Genomic DNA, 19,525 nt, shown 5'->3' on the forward strand with positions numbered 1-19,525 from the left:
CCGAGGTCTTCGACGTTCCGACGGAGCCCTGAACGGGCCTCCCCGAAAGACGGCACACAAGAAGCCGCCCGAGCTGCTTTCGCAGTTCGGGCGGCTTCTCCACTGTCTCAAGGTGGTGCACTCGGGAGGACTCGAACCCCTGACCTCCTGATCCGTAGACAGATCATGATGGGATGAATATCCGCAAGTCAGAGCCCATGTGGCACCGCCTCCTCGCTGCACAAATCCACGTTTGCGCCACGCCGCCGGAATCTGTCTCCAAGGCGGCTCCCGAGGTCTCTGCGGATCTGGCGACCCCTCATGCCGTGGGGGCCGGTTCGAGTCCCATGGCCGGCGTCGGACGGTGGGTGCCCGATGGGCTTGCGCCGCTGCGTTGGCCGTGTCGCACGAACCCCACAGAACCTCGCCGGTGACAGGAGGGGTTCCGTGCAGAGGGCTCCGCACGTTCACCCCACTCCGAAGATGTTCGGCCCGTTCTGTCCTCGAACAAGGACAGTTCGCGATTGTCCTCGTTCGAGGACATGCCTAGAATGTCCTCGAACGAGGACGGAGCACATGTGATGTCAGAAGAGTTCACCCTGACCGGGTGGTCGAAGCTCGGTGGTCTGGTCCGCGACGCCCGGATGTCCAAGGGACTCAGCCAGGCGGCTCTGGCCGCCCGGGCCAATGTCGCCCGTTCCTGGCTGGCCCGCGTCGAGGCCGGCCACCGCGGCGCCGAGCTGGAGCCCCTGCTTCGGCTGCTGGCCGCTCTGGATCTCACGCTGACCCTGCGATCGAACGCCGAGGAGCAGCGACAGGTGAAGTCGCACCCTGACCGGGCCCGCACCGCGTCCGCGGAGAAGCCCACGACCCAGCAGGGTCCGCCGGACGCCGTCGACACCGATCTGCGTGCGACCTCGCGCGCGCGCCGAGCTGCCTGGGGTCTGCCGGCCAGTGGTACCAGGAACACCAGCGATGACTGAGCGTTTGGTCGTCCTGCTGTCGGGCCAGGTCGTGGGCCACCTGGAACGCGCGGCCTCCGATGACGACCCCTCCTTCTCCTACACGGCCGAGTACGTGCAGGACGGTGAGGTGGCACTGTCCGCGCGCCTTCCCATCCAACGAGGCACCCATCCGGCGAAGAGGGTCAAGCCCTACCTGTTCGGACTGCTTCCCGAGAACGAGAATGCCCGTGCCGCGTGGTCCGACCAGCTCGGAGTCTCCGCCGAGGACGCCTTCGGCATCCTCGCGGCGATGGGCTGGGACTGTCCGGGAGCCGTCCAGTTCTGTCGTGAGGAGGACCTGGAAGACCTCCGGACACGCGACGGCGAACACCACCCGATCAGCGACACCGACATCGCAGAGCGGATCCGCGCACTCGCTGACGAGGAGCCGTCCTGGACGATGCCGGGCGAGCACTGGTCGTTGGGCGGCCAGCAGGAGAAGTTCGCACTCGCGAAGATCGACGGACGCTGGCACACGGCCCACGGCAGCGCCGCCACCACGCACATCGTCAAGCCGGGGATCAGGCAGCTCCACCATCAGGCCCTGGTCGAGCACGTGACCATGGAGGCCGCTTCGGCCGTGGGCGTGGTCGTCGCCAAAAGCACCTTCACCCGGTTCGGTGAGCAGTGGGCCATCGTGATCGACCGCTTCGACCGCTCCCTGTCCGGCGACCGTGTCCTGCGCACGCACCAGGAGGACTTCGCGCAGGCATGCGGACGGATGCCGGCGCACAAGTACGAGGCCGGGAACGGTCCACGGCTGGCGGACATGATGCGCATCATGACCCGCGAATCGACGGGTCTGTTCGACGACCGGCTCGCCCTCGCGGACTTCCTGCTCATCAACCTGGTGGCCGGTGCCCCCGACGGGCACGCGAAGAACATCTCGATCCTTCGAGCACCGGGGCTGACGCGTGTGGCTCCGCTGTACGACCTGGCGACGGGTCTGGCCTACGATGCCCGGAATGTCGAACGCTCGGTGGCCCTGTCCATCGGTGGCGAGCGCATCGCGTCACGGATCAGGCGCCACCAACTGAGGAAGGCCGCTGAAACCCTCGGTCTGGATCCGGAGCTCCTGATCGGGCGTGTGGTGGGGTTGGCCGAAGCGTTCCCGAAGGCGTTCGAGGAATCCCTGGAAGGGATTGCCGATTCCGCCCCGGGCGCCCAAGAGGTGGCGGAGAGGGCCCTTCCCGCGTTGCAAATCCATACCCGGCACATCCTGGACCGTCTCGGCGATCACTGACATCCCGTGGCTGCGCCCACTCTCTCCCGAGGCCACCGCCATGGGAGCCTCTCCCCTGTGGTGGGAACAGTGGGTGCATGGGTTGGTCTGATATCGGGGCCCTGGCTCACCCCTGGTACGCGGTGGAACGCTCCTGAACCAGAATGGTCCACCTTGGTACAGCCGCGTCACTCGCCATCGCGGCCGGCGCTGACGTCAAGGTCGTACAGGCGATGCTCGGCCACGCGACCGCGACCATGACCCTGGACCGGTACGGGCACCTGTTCCCCGACCGCCTGGACGAGGTCGCCGAGGCCATGGACGCCGCTCGGCTGCGGGTGCTCGCCGCGTGAGCCGGGTGTCCACCTACTCCAGCCATGTGCATTGAATGTGCATCGGAGCCTTGAACCGGTCTCTCCGAAGGGCGGCACAAAAGAAGCCGCCCGAGCTGCTTTCGCAGTTCGGGCGGCTTCTCCACTGTCTCATGGTGGTGCACTCGGGAGGACTCGAACCCCCAACCTTCTGATCCGTAGTCAGATGCTCTATCCATTGAGCTACGAGTGCAGGTATTCATTTGTGTGTCGCCCGTTCGGCCCTTGGCCTCCCTGGCGACGTCTCCGACTGTATCACGGTGTCAGCGGGCCTCGAACCGATTTGTGAGTGTGCGCCTGGTCATGCTCGCCCGTGCCTTTCGGTCGGCCCGGGGCGGAGGTCGGCGGCCCCGACGCGGGACGGGTGGGTCGTGCGCCGGGGCCGCCGGTCCGGGAGCGGGGAGGCGTCAGCGGGTCAGCACGTCCCGCCGAGGGTGACCTCGTCGACACGGGAGACTCCGGCGTCGCGCTGCTCGCCCACGCGCCGGTTGACCTCCTCCGGCTCCACGGACTCGCCCTGCTGGTGGTACACCCAGTCGACATCCTGCACGTAGGTGCTCGGGCCGCCGGTGTGGCCGCTCATGTCGATGAACCACTGGTTGAAGTTGATCGACATCGGCGACGACGGGTAGTACTTCCCGCTGTGCTCGGCCACCAGGTGGGCGTCCACGTAGTAGCGGACCACGCCGCCCTCCACCTGGACGACCAGGTCGCGCCACCCCTCGAAGGAGCGGTCCACCACGTCGCTGGTGTTGTCCGCCTCCCAGGGGTCGCGCTGGTAGGTGTGGTACGAGGTCAGGTACATGGCCTCCGCCGGGGCGCCCCAGCCGGAGTTGGGCAGGTACTCGAAGTCGAGCTCGCTGTAGCCGGGATCGTTGTCGTAGGCCAGGGGCGTGATCGTGTAGAAGGTCTGGAGCACGGTGTCGCCGTCCTGGCCGGAGACCGGGCTGTCGGCGAACCTGACCTTGGCGGCGTAGGTCCCCTCGTGGAACTTCTCCTCGCCGAAGGTCAGCTCGGCCTGGCTCGTGCCCGCCGGGGTGCCGTCCGTGGTCGAGGACAGGCGCAGCAGGGAGTCGCCGCCCTCCTCGGGGAAGGACACGTTGTCGACGTCCCAGGACGCGCCGGGCACGCCGGGGCCGCCGGCCCAGCTGCGCACGTTCCAGCCCTGGTCGTGCAGCGTGGGATCCGTAGGGCCGTCGTACTCGAAGTCGTCGAAGAGCAGGCCGCACGACGCGGAGGCCGGGGCGGAGACCGTCTCCACCTGGACGGGCGAGCCTGTCGCGCACGAGGTCAGGGGGAGTGCGATGGCGCAGGCCAGTGCGGCGCTGCCGGTGCGTAGGCGGGTGGGCACGGGAGACACCTCGGATTCGGGGGCGCCGGGGCGGTCGGGGTGCCCCGGCCGGGGGGTGGCTGGTCGAGGGCCGACGGCACGCCGAGGGACACTCCGCTCAGGAACGGTCCGCGACCGATCGGAATCACCTCGCGTGGGGGCCGGAAAGACGGGGCCAATCTGTCGATGGGGCGGTCACCACGTCAACCCGGAGCCGAATCCTTTCCGCGATGCCTTCGTGTTCGTCCTGGTCGTCACATCGGACTGTGACCCATGTCATATGTGGAGGCGGGCCCATTTTCGGCGTGGAGAGTGAACGTTGTCGCGTGTGGCACGAAGCCGCCCCGGCGCGGAACCCGTGCCGGGGCGGCGTTCGCAGGTCGGGCCTCAGTCCGCGGTGGCCTCTTCCACGGAGGCGGCCCACAGGGAGACGGCGGTGTCGACCTGGTCGCCGGTGACGACCAGCGGCGGGATCATCCGGACCACGTTGCCGGCCGGGCCGCACGTGAGCAGCAGCAGGCCGTTCTCGGCGGCCACCTGCTGGGCGCGCAGCGCCGTGGCCCCGTCGGGGGAGCCGTCGGCGGCGGTGAACTCGTTGCCCAGCATCAGGCCCTTGCCCCGCACGTCGCCGATGACCGGGTTGGCGCCCGCGACCTTCTCCAGGCCCTCGCGGAGCCGCTCGCCCTGGCGGGCCGCGTTCTCCACCAGCCCCTCCTCCTGGATGACGTCCAAGGTGGCCAGGGCGGCGGCGCAGGAGACCGCGTTGCCGCCGTAGGTGCCGCCCTGGGAGCCCGGCCAGGCCTTCTCCATGATCGCGTTGGGGGCGGCGATCGCCGAGAGCGGGAACCCGCTGGCGAGGCCCTTGGCGGTGATGACGATGTCCGGGCGGACCCCCGAGGGCTCGTGCCCCCAGAAGGTGCCGGTGCGGCCGAAGCCCGTCTGCACCTCGTCCATGACCAGGAGGAAGCCGTGCTGGTCCGCGCGCTCGCGCAGGCCCTGGAGGAAGGCGTCCGGAACCGGTACGTAGCCGCCCTCGCCGAGGACCGGCTCGATGAACACGGCGGCGGTGTCCTTCGGCGAGGTCACGGTGGCGAACTGGTAGTCCAGCTCCTTGAGCGCGTACTCGACGGCCTCGGCCTCGGACAGGCCCAGCCGGTAGGCGTAGGGGAAGGGCGAGACCACCACGCCGGGGACGAGCGGGCCGATCCCCGCGCGGATCTTGACGCCGGAGGTCGTCAGGGACGCGGCCCCCATGGTGCGTCCGTGGAAGGATCCCTGGAACACCACGGCGTTCTGGCGCCCCGTGGCCTGGCGGGCCAGGCGCAGGGCCGCCTCGACCGCCTCGCTGCCGGAGTTCACGTAGAACAGCCGGTCGACTCCCTCGGGCAGCACCTCGCCCAGACGCTCGGTGAGTCGCAGCAGGGGCCGGTGCATCACGGTGGTGTACTGGCCGTGGATCAGCGTCGCCACCTGTTCCTGGGCGGCGGCCACGACCTTGGGGTGGCAGTGCCCGGTACTGGTGACGCCGATGCCGGCGGTGAAGTCGAGATAGCGGCGACCGTCCTCGTCGTAGATGTGGACACCCTCGCCCCGTGCGGCCACCACCGGGGTCGCCTGCTTGAGGGCCGGGGAGAGCTCCGCCATGCGCTGCCTCACTTCCGTCTTGCGTGTTCCGTAGGATTGTTGACAATCGACACTGCTATGGAAACATCCTCGCCGGACGGTGTCCAGAGGGCGCACGTCGGGCAGTTCTGTCCACAGGCCCGTTCACGGGTCGATATATCGACTGGGGAGTAGCGAACATGTCGGATCGGGAAGCACGCGTCGTCGCGCAGGTGGACAAGAAGCTCTTCGTGGGAGGCGCCTGGACCGACGCCGCCTCGGGGGCCGTCCTCGCCGTCGAGGACCCCTCCACGCGCGAGACCCTCTGCGAGGTCGCCGACGCGGGCAAGGAGGACGCCCTCGCCGCGCTGGACGCCGCACAGCGGGCACAGCCGAGCTGGGCCAAGGTGGCTCCCCGCGAGCGGAGCGAGATCCTCTACCGCGGCTACCAGCTCCTCATGGAACGCCAGGAGGACCTGGCCGTCCTGATGACCCTGGAGATGGGCAAGCCCCTCGCCGAGGCCCGGGGCGAGATCGCCTACGCCGCCGAGTTCCTCCGCTGGTTCTCCGAGGAGGCCGTCCGGATCGAGGGAGGTTTCTCCACCTCGCCCGACGGCAAGTCGCGCTTCCTCATCATGCGCCAGCCGGTCGGCCCCTGCATGCTCATCACCCCCTGGAACTTCCCCATGGCGATGGGCACCCGCAAGATCGGGCCCGCCATCGCCGCGGGCTGCACCATGATCCTCAAGCCGGCCCACCAGACGCCCCTGTCCGCCCTGGCCCTGGCCGGGATCCTCGCCGAGGCGGGGCTGCCCGAGGGCGTCCTGAGCGTCCTGCCCACCACGGACCCAGGCGGCGTCACCGAGCCCCTGCTCAGCGACGGCCGCATCCGCAAGCTGTCGTTCACCGGTTCCACCGCCGTGGGCCGCAAGCTCCTCGAACAGAGCGCGGGGCAGGTCCTGCGCACGTCGATGGAGCTCGGTGGGAACGCGCCCTTCCTCGTCTTCGACGACGCCGACCTCGACGCCGCCGTCGACGGCGCGATGCTGGCCAAGATGCGCAACATCGGTGAGGCCTGCACCGCCGCCAACCGCATCTACGCCCAGGCGGGGATCGCCGACGAGTTCTCCCAGCGGCTGAGCGACCGCATGGGGGCCCTGCGGATGGGCCGCGGCCTGGACGACGGCGTCAACGTCGGCCCGCTCATCGACGACAAGGCGCGGACCAAGGTCCAGAGCCTGGTCGACGACGCCGTCGACCGCGGCGCCCGCGTCCTGGTCGGCGGCGGCCCCGGCGAGGGCGCCGGGCACTTCTACCAGCCCACCGTGCTCGCCGACGTGCCCTTCTCGGCGGAGCTGTCCAACACCGAGATCTTCGGACCGGTGGCCCCGGTCCTCACCTTCGACACCGAGGAGGAGGCGCTCCGCGTCGCCAACGACACCGAGTTCGGCCTGGTCAGCTACCTGTACACCACCGACCTCAACCGTGCGATGCGGGTCAGCGAGGCCCTGGAGACCGGCATGGTCGGCCTGAACCAGGGCGTGGTGTCCAACCCGGCGGCGCCGTTCGGCGGCGTGAAGCACTCCGGCCTGGGGCGTGAGGGCGGCCGCGTGGGCATCGACGAGTTCCTGGACACGAAGTACGTGGGCATCGGCGGCATCTGAGGACCGGGGGGAGCGTCGTAGGGCGCTCCCCCTGACCGTCCCGCGCCCGTGGGCCCACGGGATGTCGGGCGCGCGGGAAGCCGACCGCGCGCGTGAGGGACGCGCGACCTCGCGGCCGGCCGCGACCGCGTGCGTCCCCGGCCGGAGCCGGGCGCACCGAGACCCCGCGTGGGGACCGGACGAGCGGCCCGGGGCCCGTCAGACGCCCTCGTCGGGCTCCGGCCCGTGCGCCGGAGCCGCCGGCACCGGCGGCTCCGCGTCCGTCAGACGCCCGCCTCTGGCTTCGGCGTCGGCTCCGGTGCCTGTTCCGGCCCGGTCGCCGACTCCGCGCCTGGGGCGGCGGTCACGCGCTCGGCGTTGATCCGCTCGACCGTGTCCACCATGTGCGACTCGATCAGCGCGAGCAGCCGCTCCTCGTCGCCCTCGACGATGGCGTCGAGCAGGCGTCGGTGCTCCTCCAGGATCTCCTCCGGCTCCGGGTACACCCCCTGCATCACCGACAGGCACATGCGGGTCTCCACCAGCAGCGTCTGCGCCATCCGTTCCAGCCGCCGGTTGCCGGCACAGCTGACGAGCGTGCGGTGGAAGGCCTGGTCGGCGTTGCTCATCGCGGTCCGGTCGCGTCCGGCGGCGGCCTCGGCGAGCGCGTTCAGGGCCGGGGTGAGCCGCGCCAGCGCCTCGCCCCGGTTGCCCCGCATGATCAGCTCGCACGCGGTCCGCTCCACCGCCAGGCGTGCCACGTAGATGTCACGGACGTCGTCGGGAGTGAGCTCGCGCACGAACAGTCCCCTGTGCCGCTCACTGCGCAGCAGCCCTTCCTGCACCAGGCGTTGCATCGCCTCGCGCAGCGGGCCGCGGCTCACTCCCAACTGCCCGGCCAGTTCGGCCTCTCCGAGCTGGTCGCCCGGGGCCAGCGAGCCGTACATGATCGCCTCACGCAACTGGTCGGCGATGAGTTCGGCGGTCGACCGCCGGGGCACGGGTCTCAGCTGACCTGGGGCGGGCATACGTGATCTTCCTTCTTCTCCGGTTGTTCCTGGGACACAGGGGACGTTTCCGTGGTCGAGGCTAGTGCGCGCCCAGAGCGTCGGTGACCGCCGCCGAGCCGGCACGGAACAGGGCGCCCGGTCCGCTCCTGATCCTGGTCTCGCCCGCCAGCCGCAGACCCTCCCAGATGCTGACCTGGTTCGCGGTGAGGACCGGCTTGCCCAGCAGCGCCTCCAGGGGTTCGATGAGGTCCGCGCTGTGCAGGGCGGTGTCGGGGACCAGCACGGCCTCCGCCCGGGGGTGGTCGTTGGTGATGACGAAGTCCACGGCCTCGTCCGGGTCGAGCCGCCCCACCTCGGCCGCGGTGGCGATGCCGTGGCTGGCCAGGGACAGCACGCTCACCCCGGCCGCGGACAGGAACTCGACGAAGCGCTGCGCGACGTCGTCGGGGTAGGTGGCCGCGATCGCCACCCGGGAGAGCCGCAGCTGGCTCAGGGCGTGCACGAACGCGAACGAGGTGCTCGACGCCGGCGCGCCCGAGGCCTCCCGCACCCCGCGCACCTGCTCGCGGGCGCCCTCCCAGCCGAACACGAAGCTGCCGCTCGTGCACGCCCAGACCGCCGCGTCGACCCCCATCCCGGCGAGCTCGCGGGCGCCCTCGGAGAGCACCTCACCGCTGCCCACGTCCAGGAGGGCGTCCACCCGGTGGGCGTCCTCCCGCATGAGCGTGTGCACGACGGGGAGCTCGACGCCGTCGAGCGTGGACTCGAACGCCTTGTAGTCGTCCTCGGCGCTGAAGCCGGGATAGAGGAATCCGACGCGGGTCATGTCCGTCCCTTCTGTTGGTACTGCGTCCCTGGTCCCGTGCGGCTCACACCAAGGTGGTCGGCGCCGTCGCGTTGAGCAGGCGCTGGCCGCGTGCGACCGCGTGCCGTCCCGCGGCCCTGAGCACCGCCCACATGGTCACCTGGTTGGCGGCGATCACGGGCTTGCCGAGCTCCCGCTCCAGGGGCGCGATGATGTCGTAGGTCTGCACGTTGGTGCAGCTGATGTACACGGCCTGGGCGTCCGGGTGGTCGACCGAGTGCACCGCCCGGGAGACCTCGGCGTAGTCGACCTTCCAGATGTGGCTGAGCAGTCCCAGCCCCACGCTGGAGGTCACGTCGATGCGGTGTTCGCCCAGGTAGGACAGGAGGCGGTCGGTCACGCTGTCGACGTAGGGCGTGACGACGGCGACGCGTTCGACGTCCAGGGCGGTCAGCGCCTGGATGAGCGCGCCCGAGGTGGTCACCGCGGCGGGCGCGCCGGCGTCCATCATCGTCCTGTGCAGGCGGCGCTCGCCCTCGGCCCCGTGCACGAAGCTCCCGGAGGCGCACATGTACCCGAGGGACAGCGGTTCGGGGGCGAGCAGCGCGCGGACCGCGGGGTCGACGTTGTCCTCCTGGCTCAGCGCGGCGGCCTGGTCGACGGTCACCGGAACGTGCACGTAGGGCAGTCGCGTCACGTGCAGCGAGATGTCGTCGGGCGTCCACCGCCACAACTCGCGGTCGAGCGCGAAGTCGTAGGGGGCGATCACGCCGACCCCCGACTGCCACGGCGTCCGCGTGGCGGCCGCCAGTTCGACGACCTCGTGATCGGTTCCGGAGTCCTCGACGATCCTGTTGTCTCCGTCGATTCGCATCGGTCACTCACCTCCCGGGATGTGTGTCGTGTGTGGGAAATGACGGCCGGGTGCGAGGGCCGCCGCGGTCGGCGGGGCTGATGGGGTGCGGCGACCGCCTGGCGCGGTCGCGGACGGCGCGGCCGCGGTCAGCGGGACGACCGCTCGTACAGCAGGCGCTCGCCGACACTGCCGGAGCGCCAGACGTCGTTGCACGCCTCGGCCATCGCGGGCAGGTTCTCGACGACGGTGGCGAACACGTTGCCGGGGACCCAGCCGACGTCGCCGTTGAGCAGCAGGTTGTTGCGCCCGTAGAACAGGGCGAGGTCGATGACGCCGGGGAGGTGGCCGATGCCCTTGTCCTCCTTGAACCCGCGGTCGAGCATGCCTCCGTCGAAGGAGAAGTACACGATGTCGCCGGGGATGGGGGTGACGGTGGGGTTCTCCTGGCCCGGTTCGGTCTCGGCGAAGCGCGGAACCATGGTGTAAACCTCGTTGCGCGCGTACTTGGCGTGCTGCACGGCGTCGCCCTGGGGCAGCGCGTTCCACACCGCCTCACACGTGCGCGGGGCGTCCTTGTCCAGGAGTTCGGCCACGCAGGAGACACCGCGTTTGGGCAGCGTGATGGTGATGTACCTCGGCAATGTCGGGAGTCCCTTCGACGGGCGCCTGGTGGTGACGGACTTTCGCGACGAACTTCGCGACAACACAACTGTTGATTGTCGACAATCGTATGATCTACAGGCCAGGTGCGGCAATAGATCGTCGGACGTGACTGTGTCGTGCCTGTCAGGGTGGGATCGAGGTGGTGTTTCGCCCTGGATCGGCCGGTTTGTTGATTGTTGACAATCCTATGTCGGCTCCCTAGCGTTTCTCGTGCAGGGCGAACATCCCACCGCACACGACCGTCCGACCACGTCGCCAACCGGAGTGCACGCCCGTGAACAGTTCCGCCCCGTCCACCACGTCCGCACCGGCCGTCCCCACCGCCCCGGACCGACCCCGGCTCCTGGTCCTGCACGGCGGCGACCTGCCCCCGGGGCACGAGCGGATCGACGACGATCCGCGCCTCGGCGAGGTCGTCTACACCACGGCGGACGGCCTCGACGCCGCCCTGCCGGGTACCCACGCACTGCTCGTGTGGGACCTGTTCTCCGAGGCGCTCGCCGCCTCCTGGCCCAAGGCCGACGCCCTCACCTGGGTGCACGCCGCCACCACCGGCGTGGACAACCTCATGTTCCCGGGCCTGGTGGAGAGCGACACCGTCGTCACCAACTCGCGCGGGATCTTCGACGAACCCATCGCGGAGTACGTGCTCGGCCAGGTGATCGCCTTCGCCAAGGACTTCCACCGGACCTGGGACCTGCAGGGCCGACGGCAGTGGCGGCACCGCGAGACCGAGCGCGTGGCCGGCAAGCGGGCCCTGGTGATCGGTACCGGTCCGATCGGCCGCCACATCGCCCGCAAGCTCTCCGCCGTGGGCATGGACGTGCGGGGCGGGGGGCGCCGAGCGCGATCGGGCGACGCCGACTTCGGCACCGTGGCCGAGGCCTCCCTCGCGGAGCGGGGCGCCGACGGCGGGCCCACCCTGGCCACCGAGCTCCCCGAGGCCGACTACGTCGTCATCGCCGCACCGCTGACCGACGCGACCCGGGGCCTGGTCGACCACCGCTTCCTTGACCTGATGAATCCCGCGGCGCGGCTGATCAACGTCGCGCGCGGCCCCATCGTCGTGGAGTCCGACCTGGCCGTGTCCCTGGAGCGCGGCGACATCGCCGGAGCGGCCCTGGACGTGTTCGAGCGCGAGCCGCTCGAAGCCGTCTCCCCCCTGTGGGGGCTGCCCGGATCGCTCGTCTCCCCCCACATGTCCGGAGACGTCGTCGGCTGGCGCGACGAGCTGGTCGACCTCTTCCTGGACAATCTCGCCCGCTACCTGGACGGGCGCGAACTGCTCTATGTCGTCGACAAGACCCGGGGCTACGTCCCCGGGTGACCCCTGCCCAGGCATGACACAGGAGGCTGAAGTGACGATCGATCGGGCCGACACCGACCGGGCGCGTCCGTCCGGGTCGGCGGTAGCCGGCGCCCCGCGCGCACGAGCCGAGGAGCCCACCACACCGGCCGACCTGTCCGCGGAGCAGCTGCTCGCGGCCTACGCCGCCGGAGATCTATCGCCGGTGGAGGCCCTCGACGCCGTCCTGGAACGGGTCGAGCAGGACAATCCCGCGCTCAACGCCTTCTGCCTGGTCCGGCCCGAGGAAGCCCGCGAGGCCGCCGGCGCCTCCGCCGAGCGGTGGCGGCGCGGCGAGCCCGCGGGCCGGCTCGACGGGGTACCCACCGCGGTCAAGGACATCCACCTCACCAAGGACTGGCCCACGCTTCGCGGCTCGGTCACCACGGCCCAGAAGGGGCCCTGGCCCGAGGACTCCCCGGTGGTGGCGCGGCTGCGGGAGGCGGGCGCGGTGCTCTTCGGCAAGACCACCACCCCGGAACTGGCCTGGAAGGGCGTCACGGACAGCCCGCTCACCGGTGTCACACGCAACCCGTGGGACCTGTCCACGACGCCCGGCGGGTCCAGCGGCGGCTCGTCGGCGGCGATCGCCGCGGGCATGGGGCCGCTGGCGACGGGGACCGACGGCGGCGGCTCGATCCGGATCCCGGCGAGCTTCACCGGGATCTGCGGGCTCAAGCCCACCTGGGGACTGGTGCCGCACTACCCGGCGAGCCCGTTCGGATCGCTCGCGCACTCCGGTCCGATGGCCCGCACGGTGGGCGACACGGCCCTGATGCTGGAGGTCATCACCGGGCCCGACCCCAGGGACTGGGCGGCGCTGCCCACTCCGGAGCCGGGACTGGGCGACGTGCGGCACCGCACGGACGCCGAGGAGCTGGTGCGCGGGATGCGGGTGGCCTTCAGCCCCACGCTCAACGGGATCGACGTCCACCCGGAGGTGGCGCGGGCGGTCGCCGAGGCGGTCGCCGTGTTCGAGGAGCTCGGCGCCCGGGTGGAGGAGGTCGACCCCGGCCTGCCGGAATCACGGGACGAGTTCCACGTGCTCTGGTTCTCCGGCGCGGCCAAGGCCACGGAGAAGCTCACCGAGCGGGACCGCGACCTGCTGGACCCGGGGCTGCGGGAGATCATCGAGGAGGGCCTGACCTACTCCGCGCAGGATTACCTGACGGCGATGGCGCTGCGCATGGAGATGGGCGCGCGGATGGGGCGCTTCCACACGGAGTACGACCTGCTGCTCACCCCGACCATGCCGATCACGGCCTTCGAGGCCGGGCTGGAGTCGCCGCCCGAGCTGGCGGGCGAGCGGTGGACCTCCTGGGCCGGGTTCAGCTACCCGTTCAACATGACCCAGCAGCCGGCCGCGAGCGTCCCGTGCGGATTCGACGGCGCCGGGCTGCCCGTGGGCCTGCAGATCGTCGGTCCCCGGCACGCGGACGCCCGGGTGCTGGCGGCCTGTCGGGCGCTGGAGATCGCCCGCCCGTGGGCGGATCGCCGACCGTGACGGGATCGATACCGATCACCTTCTGAGATTCCCTCCCCGGGCGGGGGGTTTGTCCCTTTCCGGGACCTTCGTCCGGGGAGTTCCGTGCCCAATGGCCCGCGCGGTGTCGCCCGGTCGTACTACCGTCATCCTCGGAGTCGTGTCGGACCCGCGCGGAGGATTGAGGGTGAGCGGATGAGCGGCGGTGGAACCGGCGAGGCGCGAAAGCGCATCAGGGTCTTCCTCGTGGACGACCACGAGGTGGTGCGCCGGGGCGTTGCGGCCATGCTGGAGACCGAGGACGACATGACCGTCGTCGGCGAGGCCGGGACCGCCGAACAGGCGCTGTCCCGCATTCCCGTGGTCCTGCCCGACGTCGCGATCCTCGACGTGCGCCTGCCCGGTGGATCCGGAGTGCAGGTGTGCCGGGAGATCCGCTCGGACCACCCGGAGATCGCCTGCCTGATGCTCACGTCCTTCGCCGACGAGGACGCGCTGTACGACGCCGTCATGGCGGGCGCCGCCGGGTACGTGCTCAAGCAGATCCACGGCGCCGACCTGGTCGGGGCCGTGCGCACGGTCGCGGCGGGCGGTTCCCTGCTGGACTCGGGCAGCACGGGCGCGATGCTGGAGCGCCTGCGCGGCGCCCAGGCCGAGCCCGACCCCCTGGCCGAGCTGACCACCCAGGAGCGCCAGATCCTCGACCTCATCGGCGAGGGGATGACCAACCGGCAGATCGGCGAGCGCCTCTATCTGGCGGAGAAGACCGTCAAGAACTACGTGTCGGCGCTGCTGGCCAAGCTGGACCTGAAGCGGCGTACCCAGGCGGCCGTGCTCATCGCGGAGCTCCGCGGCCGCCGCTACTGACCCCCGCCCGTCGCCCACCACCGCCCCGGGCCTCCCGGGGCGCCGGGCGATAGGGTCCGGCCATGACCGTGGGACACCTCGACCAGTGGGTCGTGAACGCCGCCGACCCTTCGACCCTGGCCCGCTTCTGGGCCTTCGTGCTCGGCGGTGAGGCGGTGACCCGGCCGGACGGCTGGGCGTTCGTGGAGGGGGACCGGGACGCCGGGCGGCCCCGCCTGTCCTTCCAGCCCGACCCCGCGCCCAAGGACGGACGCAACCGGATCCACACCGACGTGCGCGTCGCCGACATCGCCGCGGCCACCGAGTCCGTGCTCGCGCGCGGCGCCGAGCGCGTCGGCGGGCTCGTCACCGACGCACAGGGCTCCTTCCAGGTGCTGCGCGACCCCGAGGGCAACGAGTTCTGCCTCGTGGCGCCCCGGGCGCGCTGAGCCCGCCCGTCGCCCACCATCGCCCCGGGGGCGCTCCGCGCGGGGCGGGACTACCGCCCTCAACGGACGGCCTCCGGCCGCGGCTTGCCCGCCGGGCGGTCAGAAGCTGTCCGGCGGCGGTACGGCGTCGTCGGGGACCGGGACCCGCCACATCAGGACCGTGCCCGCGACCTCGCCCCGGCGCGCCGTGAACCCGCCGCCCAGGGCCTGCGCCCGCTCGTCCAGGTTGCGCAGACCGCTGCGGCGCCCGCCCTCGGGCAGCCCCACACCGTTGTCGGTGATCGTCAGCGTCAGCGTGGTGGCGCGGCCGGTGGTCGCGGTCGCCTCCACCGACACCGACACGTGCACCTCCGTGGCGTCCGCGTGGCGGGCCACGTTGCTCAGCCCCTCACCGAGTACGGCGAGCAGCTGCTCCCCGATCTCGTCCGGCACGGAGGCGTCGATCGGCCCGTCCAGGCTCACCCCGGGATGGCAGCCCAGACTGTGGGCGGTGTTCTCGGCCAGCTCCAGGATGCGTCCGCGCAACGACGTGTCCCGCCGGCTCGGCGGGTGCTGGAGCGCGAAGATCGTCGACCGGATCTCCCGGATGGTGCCGTCGAGCTCGTCGATGGTGCGCTGCACCCGCTCCTCCGCGTCGGGCGAGGTGATCAGGCGCACGGTGCTCATCAGCGTCATGGCGGAGGCGAACAGCCTCTGGATGACGACGTCGTGCAGGTCCTTGGCGATCCGGTCGCGCTCCTCCAGAACCACGATCCGCTCGGTGTCCCGGCGGGCCTCGGCCAGTTCGAGGGCCACGCCCGCCTGGACGGAGAACCCGTGCAGCATGCGCCGTATGGAGCCCGCGAACGGCGCCCGGTCGGCGAGCTTGCCCAGCAGCAGCACGCCCCGGGTGTTGCCCGGGGTGCCCAGGGGCACCAGGAGACCGGGGCCGTAGCCGCGCTGGGTGAGCATCGGGCAGTTGGCGTGGCGCAGGTCGGCGATGCTCTCCGGCTCACCCGAGGCGAACACCCGCCCGCACGCGGTGTCGTGGATCGCCACCGAGGTCCCCAGGACCTCCTGGGCGATGGGCCCGTGGGCGTACTCCGCGAACAGGTGGCCCCGGGCGCGGGAGTCGGGCAGCAGGACCACGGCGGTGTCGGCGCCGCCGATCTCGCGCGCCTGCCCCGCCATGTAGACGAGCACCTCCTCGGTGTCGGCGCCCGACAGCAACCGGGTGGTGATCTCGGTGGAGGCGGCCAGCCAGCGCTCGCGCAGCCGCGCCTCCTCGTACAGGCGGGCGTTCTCGATCGCCACGCCCGCCGCGGTGGCGAGCGCCGTGACCACCGCCTCGTCCTCGCCGTCGAACTCCCCGCCGTTGGCCTTCTCCGTGAGATAGAGGTTGCCGAACACCTCGTCACGAACCTGGATGGGGACGCCGAGAAAGGTCGTCATCTGGGGATGGCCCTCGGGGAATCCGCGAAAGTCCGGATGCTCGCGCAGATCGGACAGGCGCAGCGCGGTGCGGGCGTGCAGGGGAACGCCCAGAACGCCCAACCCGTGGGGGAACCGGTTGATCCGCTCGGCCTGGCTCCGGCTCATGCCCACGGGGATGAACTCGGCGAAGCCTCCGTCGTCATCGATCACTCCCAGGCCGGCGTAGCGGGCACCGGTCAGCTGCGCCGCCGCCTCGGTCAGGCGGCGCAGCACGGTGGCCAGGTCCAGGTCACCGCCGATGGTCAGCACCGCCTGGAGGAGCGAGTGCACCCGGCCCTGGGCCGACAGGCCCGAGTCGAGGTGCGTGCGCATCCCGCCGAGCAGGTCGTCCAGGCCGGCCGGAGAGGGTCGGTGGCTCTGGGGGATCTCTGTCATGGTGTCGGTCAACCTCCGCAGAGCCGCTCGGGCGGACTCTGTTGGCGAAGCGCGCTTTTCCCTGCAATGGTCGAATTGTCGTTGGTTTTTTCCCGGTTTGCCACCTCAGGCTGGACAGACTCGAACTTCCTACCCCTCGGTAATTCTCGGGGTCGCGAGGTCACGCGCAGTAATTCATGCTAACGTCGCGATCAGTCGACGGACGAAGGGTCTCAACTCTTCCGTGCCGCGACGGGCCCGAGTAGTCTGACCTACCGTGTCCCGCCCGACATCCCACAGTCGGATCGACTTCTGCTGAACCACCCCCACGCTGGAAGGAACCCCCGGTGTCTGGAATCCACGGTCTGACGAGCGCCCCCGGCGCCCGTTCCGCCGTGCTTTCCGTACCGGTCCGCCGAGCCCTGCTGCTCGTCGGCCTGGTCGCCGGGATCCTGGTCGCCGCCTGGTTGGCGGCCGCCGTCCCGGCCCAGGCGGGGGAGAACCCGTCGGCCGCGGCCAACTCCGCGGCGGACAGGTCCGAGCGCGCCGCCGGCGCGGGCGGGTCCCAGGGGCGCGCACCCGAGGTGCCGCCCGGGCTCGACAAGCCGGTGGCGGACACGGTCTCGACCGTCGTCGACCAGGCCGCCAAGCCCGTTCAGGCGGCTCAGGGCAACTCTGGATCCACACCCGCCGCGGTCGTCTCCGAGGCGGCCACGCGCGGGTCCGAGGTCTCCCAGTCCGTGCACGAGTCCGTCGGCGATGTCTCCGAGGAGGCCGTCGGACACGGTCAGGGCCACGGTTCGGGGTCCGGCCACGGTCGGCCCGACGACACCGCCCCGGAGCCCGAGGGCACCGAGGACGAGGACGTCGTCGAGGACGAGGCGGTCGTGGACGTCGACGCGGAGTTCGCTCCCGTCGAGGATCTCGCGTTCCCCGAGGCCGCCGAGGCCTCCGTGGAGGAGGCCGAGGCCGACGAGTCCGCGGTCGACTCCGACACACCCGCGGCCACCGCGGACGGCTCCGTCGTCTCGCCGCTGAGCAGCGTCACGGGTTCGTCCTCCGGCTCCTCCGCTCCGGCCAGTGCGGTCGGCGGCATGGTCGCGGACCACCCCTTCACCATCGGGGCATCGGCCCCGCAACCCGGCCTGTCCCAGGCCGCGTGGCACGTCCTGCGCTCGGTTCCCGCCGAAGACGCCGACGAGCCCACCTTCTCGCCCGACTAGCGCGGCGACTCTCCCCCGGTTCGCTCATCTGAGCGATCCCTCTCCTGGCATTGCCCTTCCCAGCCACGGGTCCCCCACGTCACGGTGGGTGACGATCCCGCACAGCTCTGGGGATTGACGTGAGCCGCGCACTCTCAGCGGCGAGGCTCACGTCAGTCAGTGGTCGGCCAGACCAAGGACTGGACAGGACCGACCGGGTCCGCCGTTCCCACCAGGGACGGCGGGGCACCCCGGACGGAGAGCTCGACCCACCGCGATCACCGGATTCCCCCCGGCCAAGGGGAACCGGCCCGCGGTACGGCGGGGCACGACACCCGTCCCGCCGTACACACGTCATAGCGAGACCACGCACTTTCGGAAGGACTCCCATGTTCAACACCGCCCGCACCTCCGCCAGGGCCCTGCTGGTGGCCGCCAGCGCCGCGAGCTTCGTCGCTTTGGGCGCCGGGGTCGCAGGAGCCGACGCGCTCGGTGGTGCCACGGACGGTCTCCCGCTCAACGACCTGGGCAGCCAGGTCCCCGCACCGCTGACCGAGGGTGTCTCCACCCCGCTGGGTGACCTGGTCCAGGTCACCCCCGGGAAGGTCTCGGCGGCTCCGGAGATCGAGCACAACACGGCCCCCGTCCGGGAGGCCGCCGGTGAGGGCCTCTCGACCGACACTCCTCTGGAGGTGTCGGAGGACAACGCGGCCGACCTCGGCCCGCTGGCGCTGACCGAGACCCTGCCCCTGTCCGACGCGACCGACGCCGCCTCCGCGGTGGACCCGGTCGGCGACGCCACCGGTGCGCTGCTGGGCTCCCAGTCCGACGTCGTGCCGCTGTCGAACGCCGCGGCCGACCCGCTCTCGGGTCTGCTCGGCGACGCGCTGAGCGGGGTCACCGGCGGTCTGCCGACCGGGGACGCGCTCGGCGGAGTGACCGGCGTTCTGCCGACCGAGACCCTGCCGATGAGCAAGCCGACCAACGGTCAGCCGCTCAACGAGCTGAACGGGACGCTCAAGCCCGCCACGAACGGTCAGCCGCTCAACAAGCTGAACGGCACCCTCAAGCCCGCCACCAAGGGCCAGCCGCTGCACCTGGCCGGGTCCGTCGAGCAGGCCGGGGACCAGGTGTCCGAGGTCGGCGCGATGGCCGAGTCCGGCGCCGAGCAGGTGGGCGGCGAGCTGGTCGGCCTGGACGAGACCGTCGCCATGGCCGACTCGGACCAGCCGATCGCCCTGGACGCGGGTGAGAACACCGACCTGACCGGTGGCGCGGGCGACCTGGTCACCGATCTGGTGCCGACCGACGATGTCCTGCCCATGGCGGCCGGCGCCCCTGAGCTGCCCGTGCTGCCCGAGGCCGGCGAGGTCACCGACCTCGTGGGCGGCGCCGGTTCGGTCACCGACGCGGCCGACACCGACGTGCTGCCCATGGCCGCGCCCGGTACCTCCACCGTCACCGACCTGGCCCCCGACGCCGCGAACCTGCCCGACACCTCCGCGGTGACGGACCTGGTGGGGTCGGACGCCCTGGGCGGCGACGTGGCCGCCGTGAACGGTCTGCCCGAGGTGGGCGAGCCCACCGTCGACACCGAGCAGGTCACCGGGCTGCTGCCCGGAGGCCTGGTCTGACAGAAGGACCACCCCGAACGTGCGCCCGCCGGTCGTGGCGGGCGCACAGCCTCGGGTGGCGCGCGGAACCACGTCCGTCCGATGTGGCACCGGTCGAACTGTGGGGGTTCCCGGTGCGTACCGGCAGGACGAAGAGTTCCCGCCACCTGAGGCACGCCGCGGCCCCGGACTTCGGTCCGGGGCCGCGGCCCTGTTCCACCGTTCGATATCCAGGGCCCGTCCGTGCGGCGGGCCCTGGGCGCGTCTCGGGACGA

General features: G+C 71.3%; 17 protein-coding genes and 1 tRNA gene. 10 read left to right on the forward strand and 8 right to left on the reverse strand.

The genetic code is table 11. The features are described from left to right. Window positions 1-560: 560 nt before the first annotated feature. The 3 genes from DFP74_RS12140 to DFP74_RS12150 all read left to right on the forward strand — a co-directional run bounded on the left by DFP74_RS12140 (window position 561) and on the right by DFP74_RS12150 (window position 2,558). Window positions 561-962: a helix-turn-helix domain-containing protein gene (locus DFP74_RS12140; RefSeq protein ID WP_233570933.1), complete on the forward strand. Its 402-nt coding sequence runs from the start codon at window positions 561-563 to the stop codon at window positions 960-962. After that, window positions 955-2,226, forward strand: a complete 1,272-nt coding sequence (locus DFP74_RS12145; protein ID WP_121181796.1) for a HipA domain-containing protein — start codon at window positions 955-957, stop codon at window positions 2,224-2,226. The genes DFP74_RS12140 and DFP74_RS12145 overlap by 8 nt, the downstream gene beginning before the upstream one ends. 143 nt (window positions 2,227-2,369) lie before the next feature. Further along, the gene (locus tag DFP74_RS12150; protein WP_121181797.1) at window positions 2,370-2,558 is read left to right on the forward strand and encodes a tyrosine-type recombinase/integrase; all 189 of its coding nucleotides are present in this window, start codon (window positions 2,370-2,372) and stop codon (window positions 2,556-2,558) included. Between the two features lie 135 nt (window positions 2,559-2,693). Here the strand turns inward: DFP74_RS12150 and DFP74_RS12155 are convergent. The 3 genes from DFP74_RS12155 to DFP74_RS12165 all read right to left on the reverse strand — a co-directional run bounded on the left by DFP74_RS12155 (window position 2,694) and on the right by DFP74_RS12165 (window position 5,550). Continuing rightward, window positions 2,694-2,769: transfer RNA gene (locus DFP74_RS12155), tRNA-Arg, on the reverse strand. Window positions 2,770-2,991: 222 nt separating this feature from the next. Then, the gene (locus DFP74_RS12160) at window positions 2,992-3,927 is read right to left on the reverse strand and encodes a glycoside hydrolase family 16 protein (protein WP_233570934.1); all 936 of its coding nucleotides are present in this window, start codon (window positions 3,925-3,927) and stop codon (window positions 2,992-2,994) included. A gap of 366 nt (window positions 3,928-4,293) precedes the next feature. Beyond that, a complete protein-coding gene (locus DFP74_RS12165) occupies window positions 4,294-5,550 on the reverse strand; it encodes an aspartate aminotransferase family protein (protein WP_121181799.1) in 1,257 nt (418 codons plus the stop codon). 158 nt (window positions 5,551-5,708) lie between these two features. On the opposite strand from DFP74_RS12165, the gene DFP74_RS12170 reads away from it, so the two are divergent. Continuing rightward, complete coding sequence (locus DFP74_RS12170; RefSeq protein WP_121181800.1) at window positions 5,709-7,172, forward strand: NAD-dependent succinate-semialdehyde dehydrogenase; 1,464 nt, start codon at window positions 5,709-5,711, stop codon at window positions 7,170-7,172. Between the two features lie 263 nt (window positions 7,173-7,435). Here DFP74_RS12170 and DFP74_RS12175 read toward each other — a convergent pair whose 3' ends face one another. The 4 genes from DFP74_RS12175 to DFP74_RS12190 all read right to left on the reverse strand — a co-directional run bounded on the left by DFP74_RS12175 (window position 7,436) and on the right by DFP74_RS12190 (window position 10,451). Further along, the gene (locus DFP74_RS12175) at window positions 7,436-8,179 is read right to left on the reverse strand and encodes a GntR family transcriptional regulator (protein ID WP_121181801.1); all 744 of its coding nucleotides are present in this window, start codon (window positions 8,177-8,179) and stop codon (window positions 7,436-7,438) included. A 61-nt stretch (window positions 8,180-8,240) separates the two neighbouring features. Then, a complete protein-coding gene (locus DFP74_RS12180; protein ID WP_121181802.1) occupies window positions 8,241-8,987 on the reverse strand; it encodes a maleate cis-trans isomerase in 747 nt (248 codons plus the stop codon). Window positions 8,988-9,030: 43 nt separating this feature from the next. Beyond that, window positions 9,031-9,840, reverse strand: a complete 810-nt coding sequence (locus DFP74_RS12185; RefSeq protein WP_121181803.1) for an Asp/Glu racemase — start codon at window positions 9,838-9,840, stop codon at window positions 9,031-9,033. 128 nt (window positions 9,841-9,968) lie between these two features. Beyond that, window positions 9,969-10,451 (reverse strand): DUF3830 family protein, encoded by a 483-nt coding sequence (locus tag DFP74_RS12190; protein WP_121188200.1) that lies wholly within the window; start codon window positions 10,449-10,451, stop codon window positions 9,969-9,971. Window positions 10,452-10,759: 308 nt separating this feature from the next. On the opposite strand from DFP74_RS12190, the gene DFP74_RS12195 reads away from it, so the two are divergent. The 4 genes from DFP74_RS12195 to DFP74_RS12210 all read left to right on the forward strand — a co-directional run bounded on the left by DFP74_RS12195 (window position 10,760) and on the right by DFP74_RS12210 (window position 14,608). After that, window positions 10,760-11,812 carry a D-2-hydroxyacid dehydrogenase gene (locus DFP74_RS12195; protein WP_121181804.1) on the forward strand — a complete coding sequence of 351 codons (1,053 nt, stop codon included), beginning with the start codon at window positions 10,760-10,762 and terminating at the stop codon, window positions 11,810-11,812. 31 nt (window positions 11,813-11,843) lie between these two features. Beyond that, complete coding sequence (locus DFP74_RS12200) at window positions 11,844-13,334, forward strand: amidase (protein ID WP_370013368.1); 1,491 nt, start codon at window positions 11,844-11,846, stop codon at window positions 13,332-13,334. Window positions 13,335-13,508: 174 nt separating this feature from the next. After that, window positions 13,509-14,180: a response regulator transcription factor gene (locus DFP74_RS12205; RefSeq protein ID WP_121181806.1), complete on the forward strand. Its 672-nt coding sequence runs from the start codon at window positions 13,509-13,511 to the stop codon at window positions 14,178-14,180. A gap of 62 nt (window positions 14,181-14,242) precedes the next feature. After that, entirely contained in the window at window positions 14,243-14,608 is a 366-nt protein-coding gene (locus DFP74_RS12210) for a VOC family protein (protein ID WP_121181807.1), read from the forward strand. A 99-nt stretch (window positions 14,609-14,707) separates the two neighbouring features. Here DFP74_RS12210 and DFP74_RS12215 read toward each other — a convergent pair whose 3' ends face one another. Beyond that, entirely contained in the window at window positions 14,708-16,456 is a 1,749-nt protein-coding gene (locus DFP74_RS12215; protein ID WP_121188201.1) for a GAF domain-containing sensor histidine kinase, read from the reverse strand. 326 nt (window positions 16,457-16,782) lie between these two features. Between DFP74_RS12215 and DFP74_RS12220 the strand changes: the two genes are divergently transcribed. Next, window positions 16,783-17,658, forward strand: coding sequence for a hypothetical protein (locus tag DFP74_RS12220; RefSeq protein WP_121181808.1), 876 nt, complete (start codon window positions 16,783-16,785; stop codon window positions 17,656-17,658). A 368-nt stretch (window positions 17,659-18,026) separates the two neighbouring features. Beyond that, on the forward strand, window positions 18,027-19,271 hold the full coding sequence (locus tag DFP74_RS12225) for a hypothetical protein (protein WP_121181809.1): 1,245 nt from the start codon (window positions 18,027-18,029) through the stop codon (window positions 19,269-19,271). The last annotated feature ends 254 nt before the right edge of the window (window positions 19,272-19,525 follow it).

The sequence above is a fragment of the Nocardiopsis sp. Huas11 genome (assembly GCF_003634495.1).
In the GTDB taxonomy this organism is placed as follows: domain Bacteria; phylum Actinomycetota; class Actinomycetes; order Streptosporangiales; family Streptosporangiaceae; genus Nocardiopsis.

What these genes read in the sequence shown, in the direction of transcription:
- DFP74_RS12165 (WP_121181799.1), bottom strand. Translation starts at nt 5,550, where the DNA reads ATGGCGGAGCTCTCCCCGGCCCTCAAGCAGGCGACCCCGGTGGTGGCC.
- DFP74_RS12140 (WP_233570933.1), top strand. Translation starts at nt 561, where the DNA reads ATGTCAGAAGAGTTCACCCTGACCGGGTGGTCGAAGCTCGGTGGTCTG.
- DFP74_RS12215 (WP_121188201.1), bottom strand. Translation starts at nt 16,456, where the DNA reads ATGACAGAGATCCCCCAGAGCCACCGACCCTCTCCGGCCGGCCTGGAC.
- DFP74_RS12170 (WP_121181800.1), top strand. Translation starts at nt 5,709, where the DNA reads ATGTCGGATCGGGAAGCACGCGTCGTCGCGCAGGTGGACAAGAAGCTC.
- DFP74_RS12175 (WP_121181801.1), bottom strand. Translation starts at nt 8,179, where the DNA reads ATGCCCGCCCCAGGTCAGCTGAGACCCGTGCCCCGGCGGTCGACCGCC.
- DFP74_RS12185 (WP_121181803.1), bottom strand. Translation starts at nt 9,840, where the DNA reads ATGCGAATCGACGGAGACAACAGGATCGTCGAGGACTCCGGAACCGAT.
- DFP74_RS12180 (WP_121181802.1), bottom strand. Translation starts at nt 8,987, where the DNA reads ATGACCCGCGTCGGATTCCTCTATCCCGGCTTCAGCGCCGAGGACGAC.
- DFP74_RS12225 (WP_121181809.1), top strand. Translation starts at nt 18,027, where the DNA reads ATGTTCAACACCGCCCGCACCTCCGCCAGGGCCCTGCTGGTGGCCGCC.
- DFP74_RS12150 (WP_121181797.1), top strand. Translation starts at nt 2,370, where the DNA reads ATGGTCCACCTTGGTACAGCCGCGTCACTCGCCATCGCGGCCGGCGCT.
- DFP74_RS12210 (WP_121181807.1), top strand. Translation starts at nt 14,243, where the DNA reads ATGACCGTGGGACACCTCGACCAGTGGGTCGTGAACGCCGCCGACCCT.
- DFP74_RS12145 (WP_121181796.1), top strand. Translation starts at nt 955, where the DNA reads ATGACTGAGCGTTTGGTCGTCCTGCTGTCGGGCCAGGTCGTGGGCCAC.
- DFP74_RS12205 (WP_121181806.1), top strand. Translation starts at nt 13,509, where the DNA reads ATGAGCGGCGGTGGAACCGGCGAGGCGCGAAAGCGCATCAGGGTCTTC.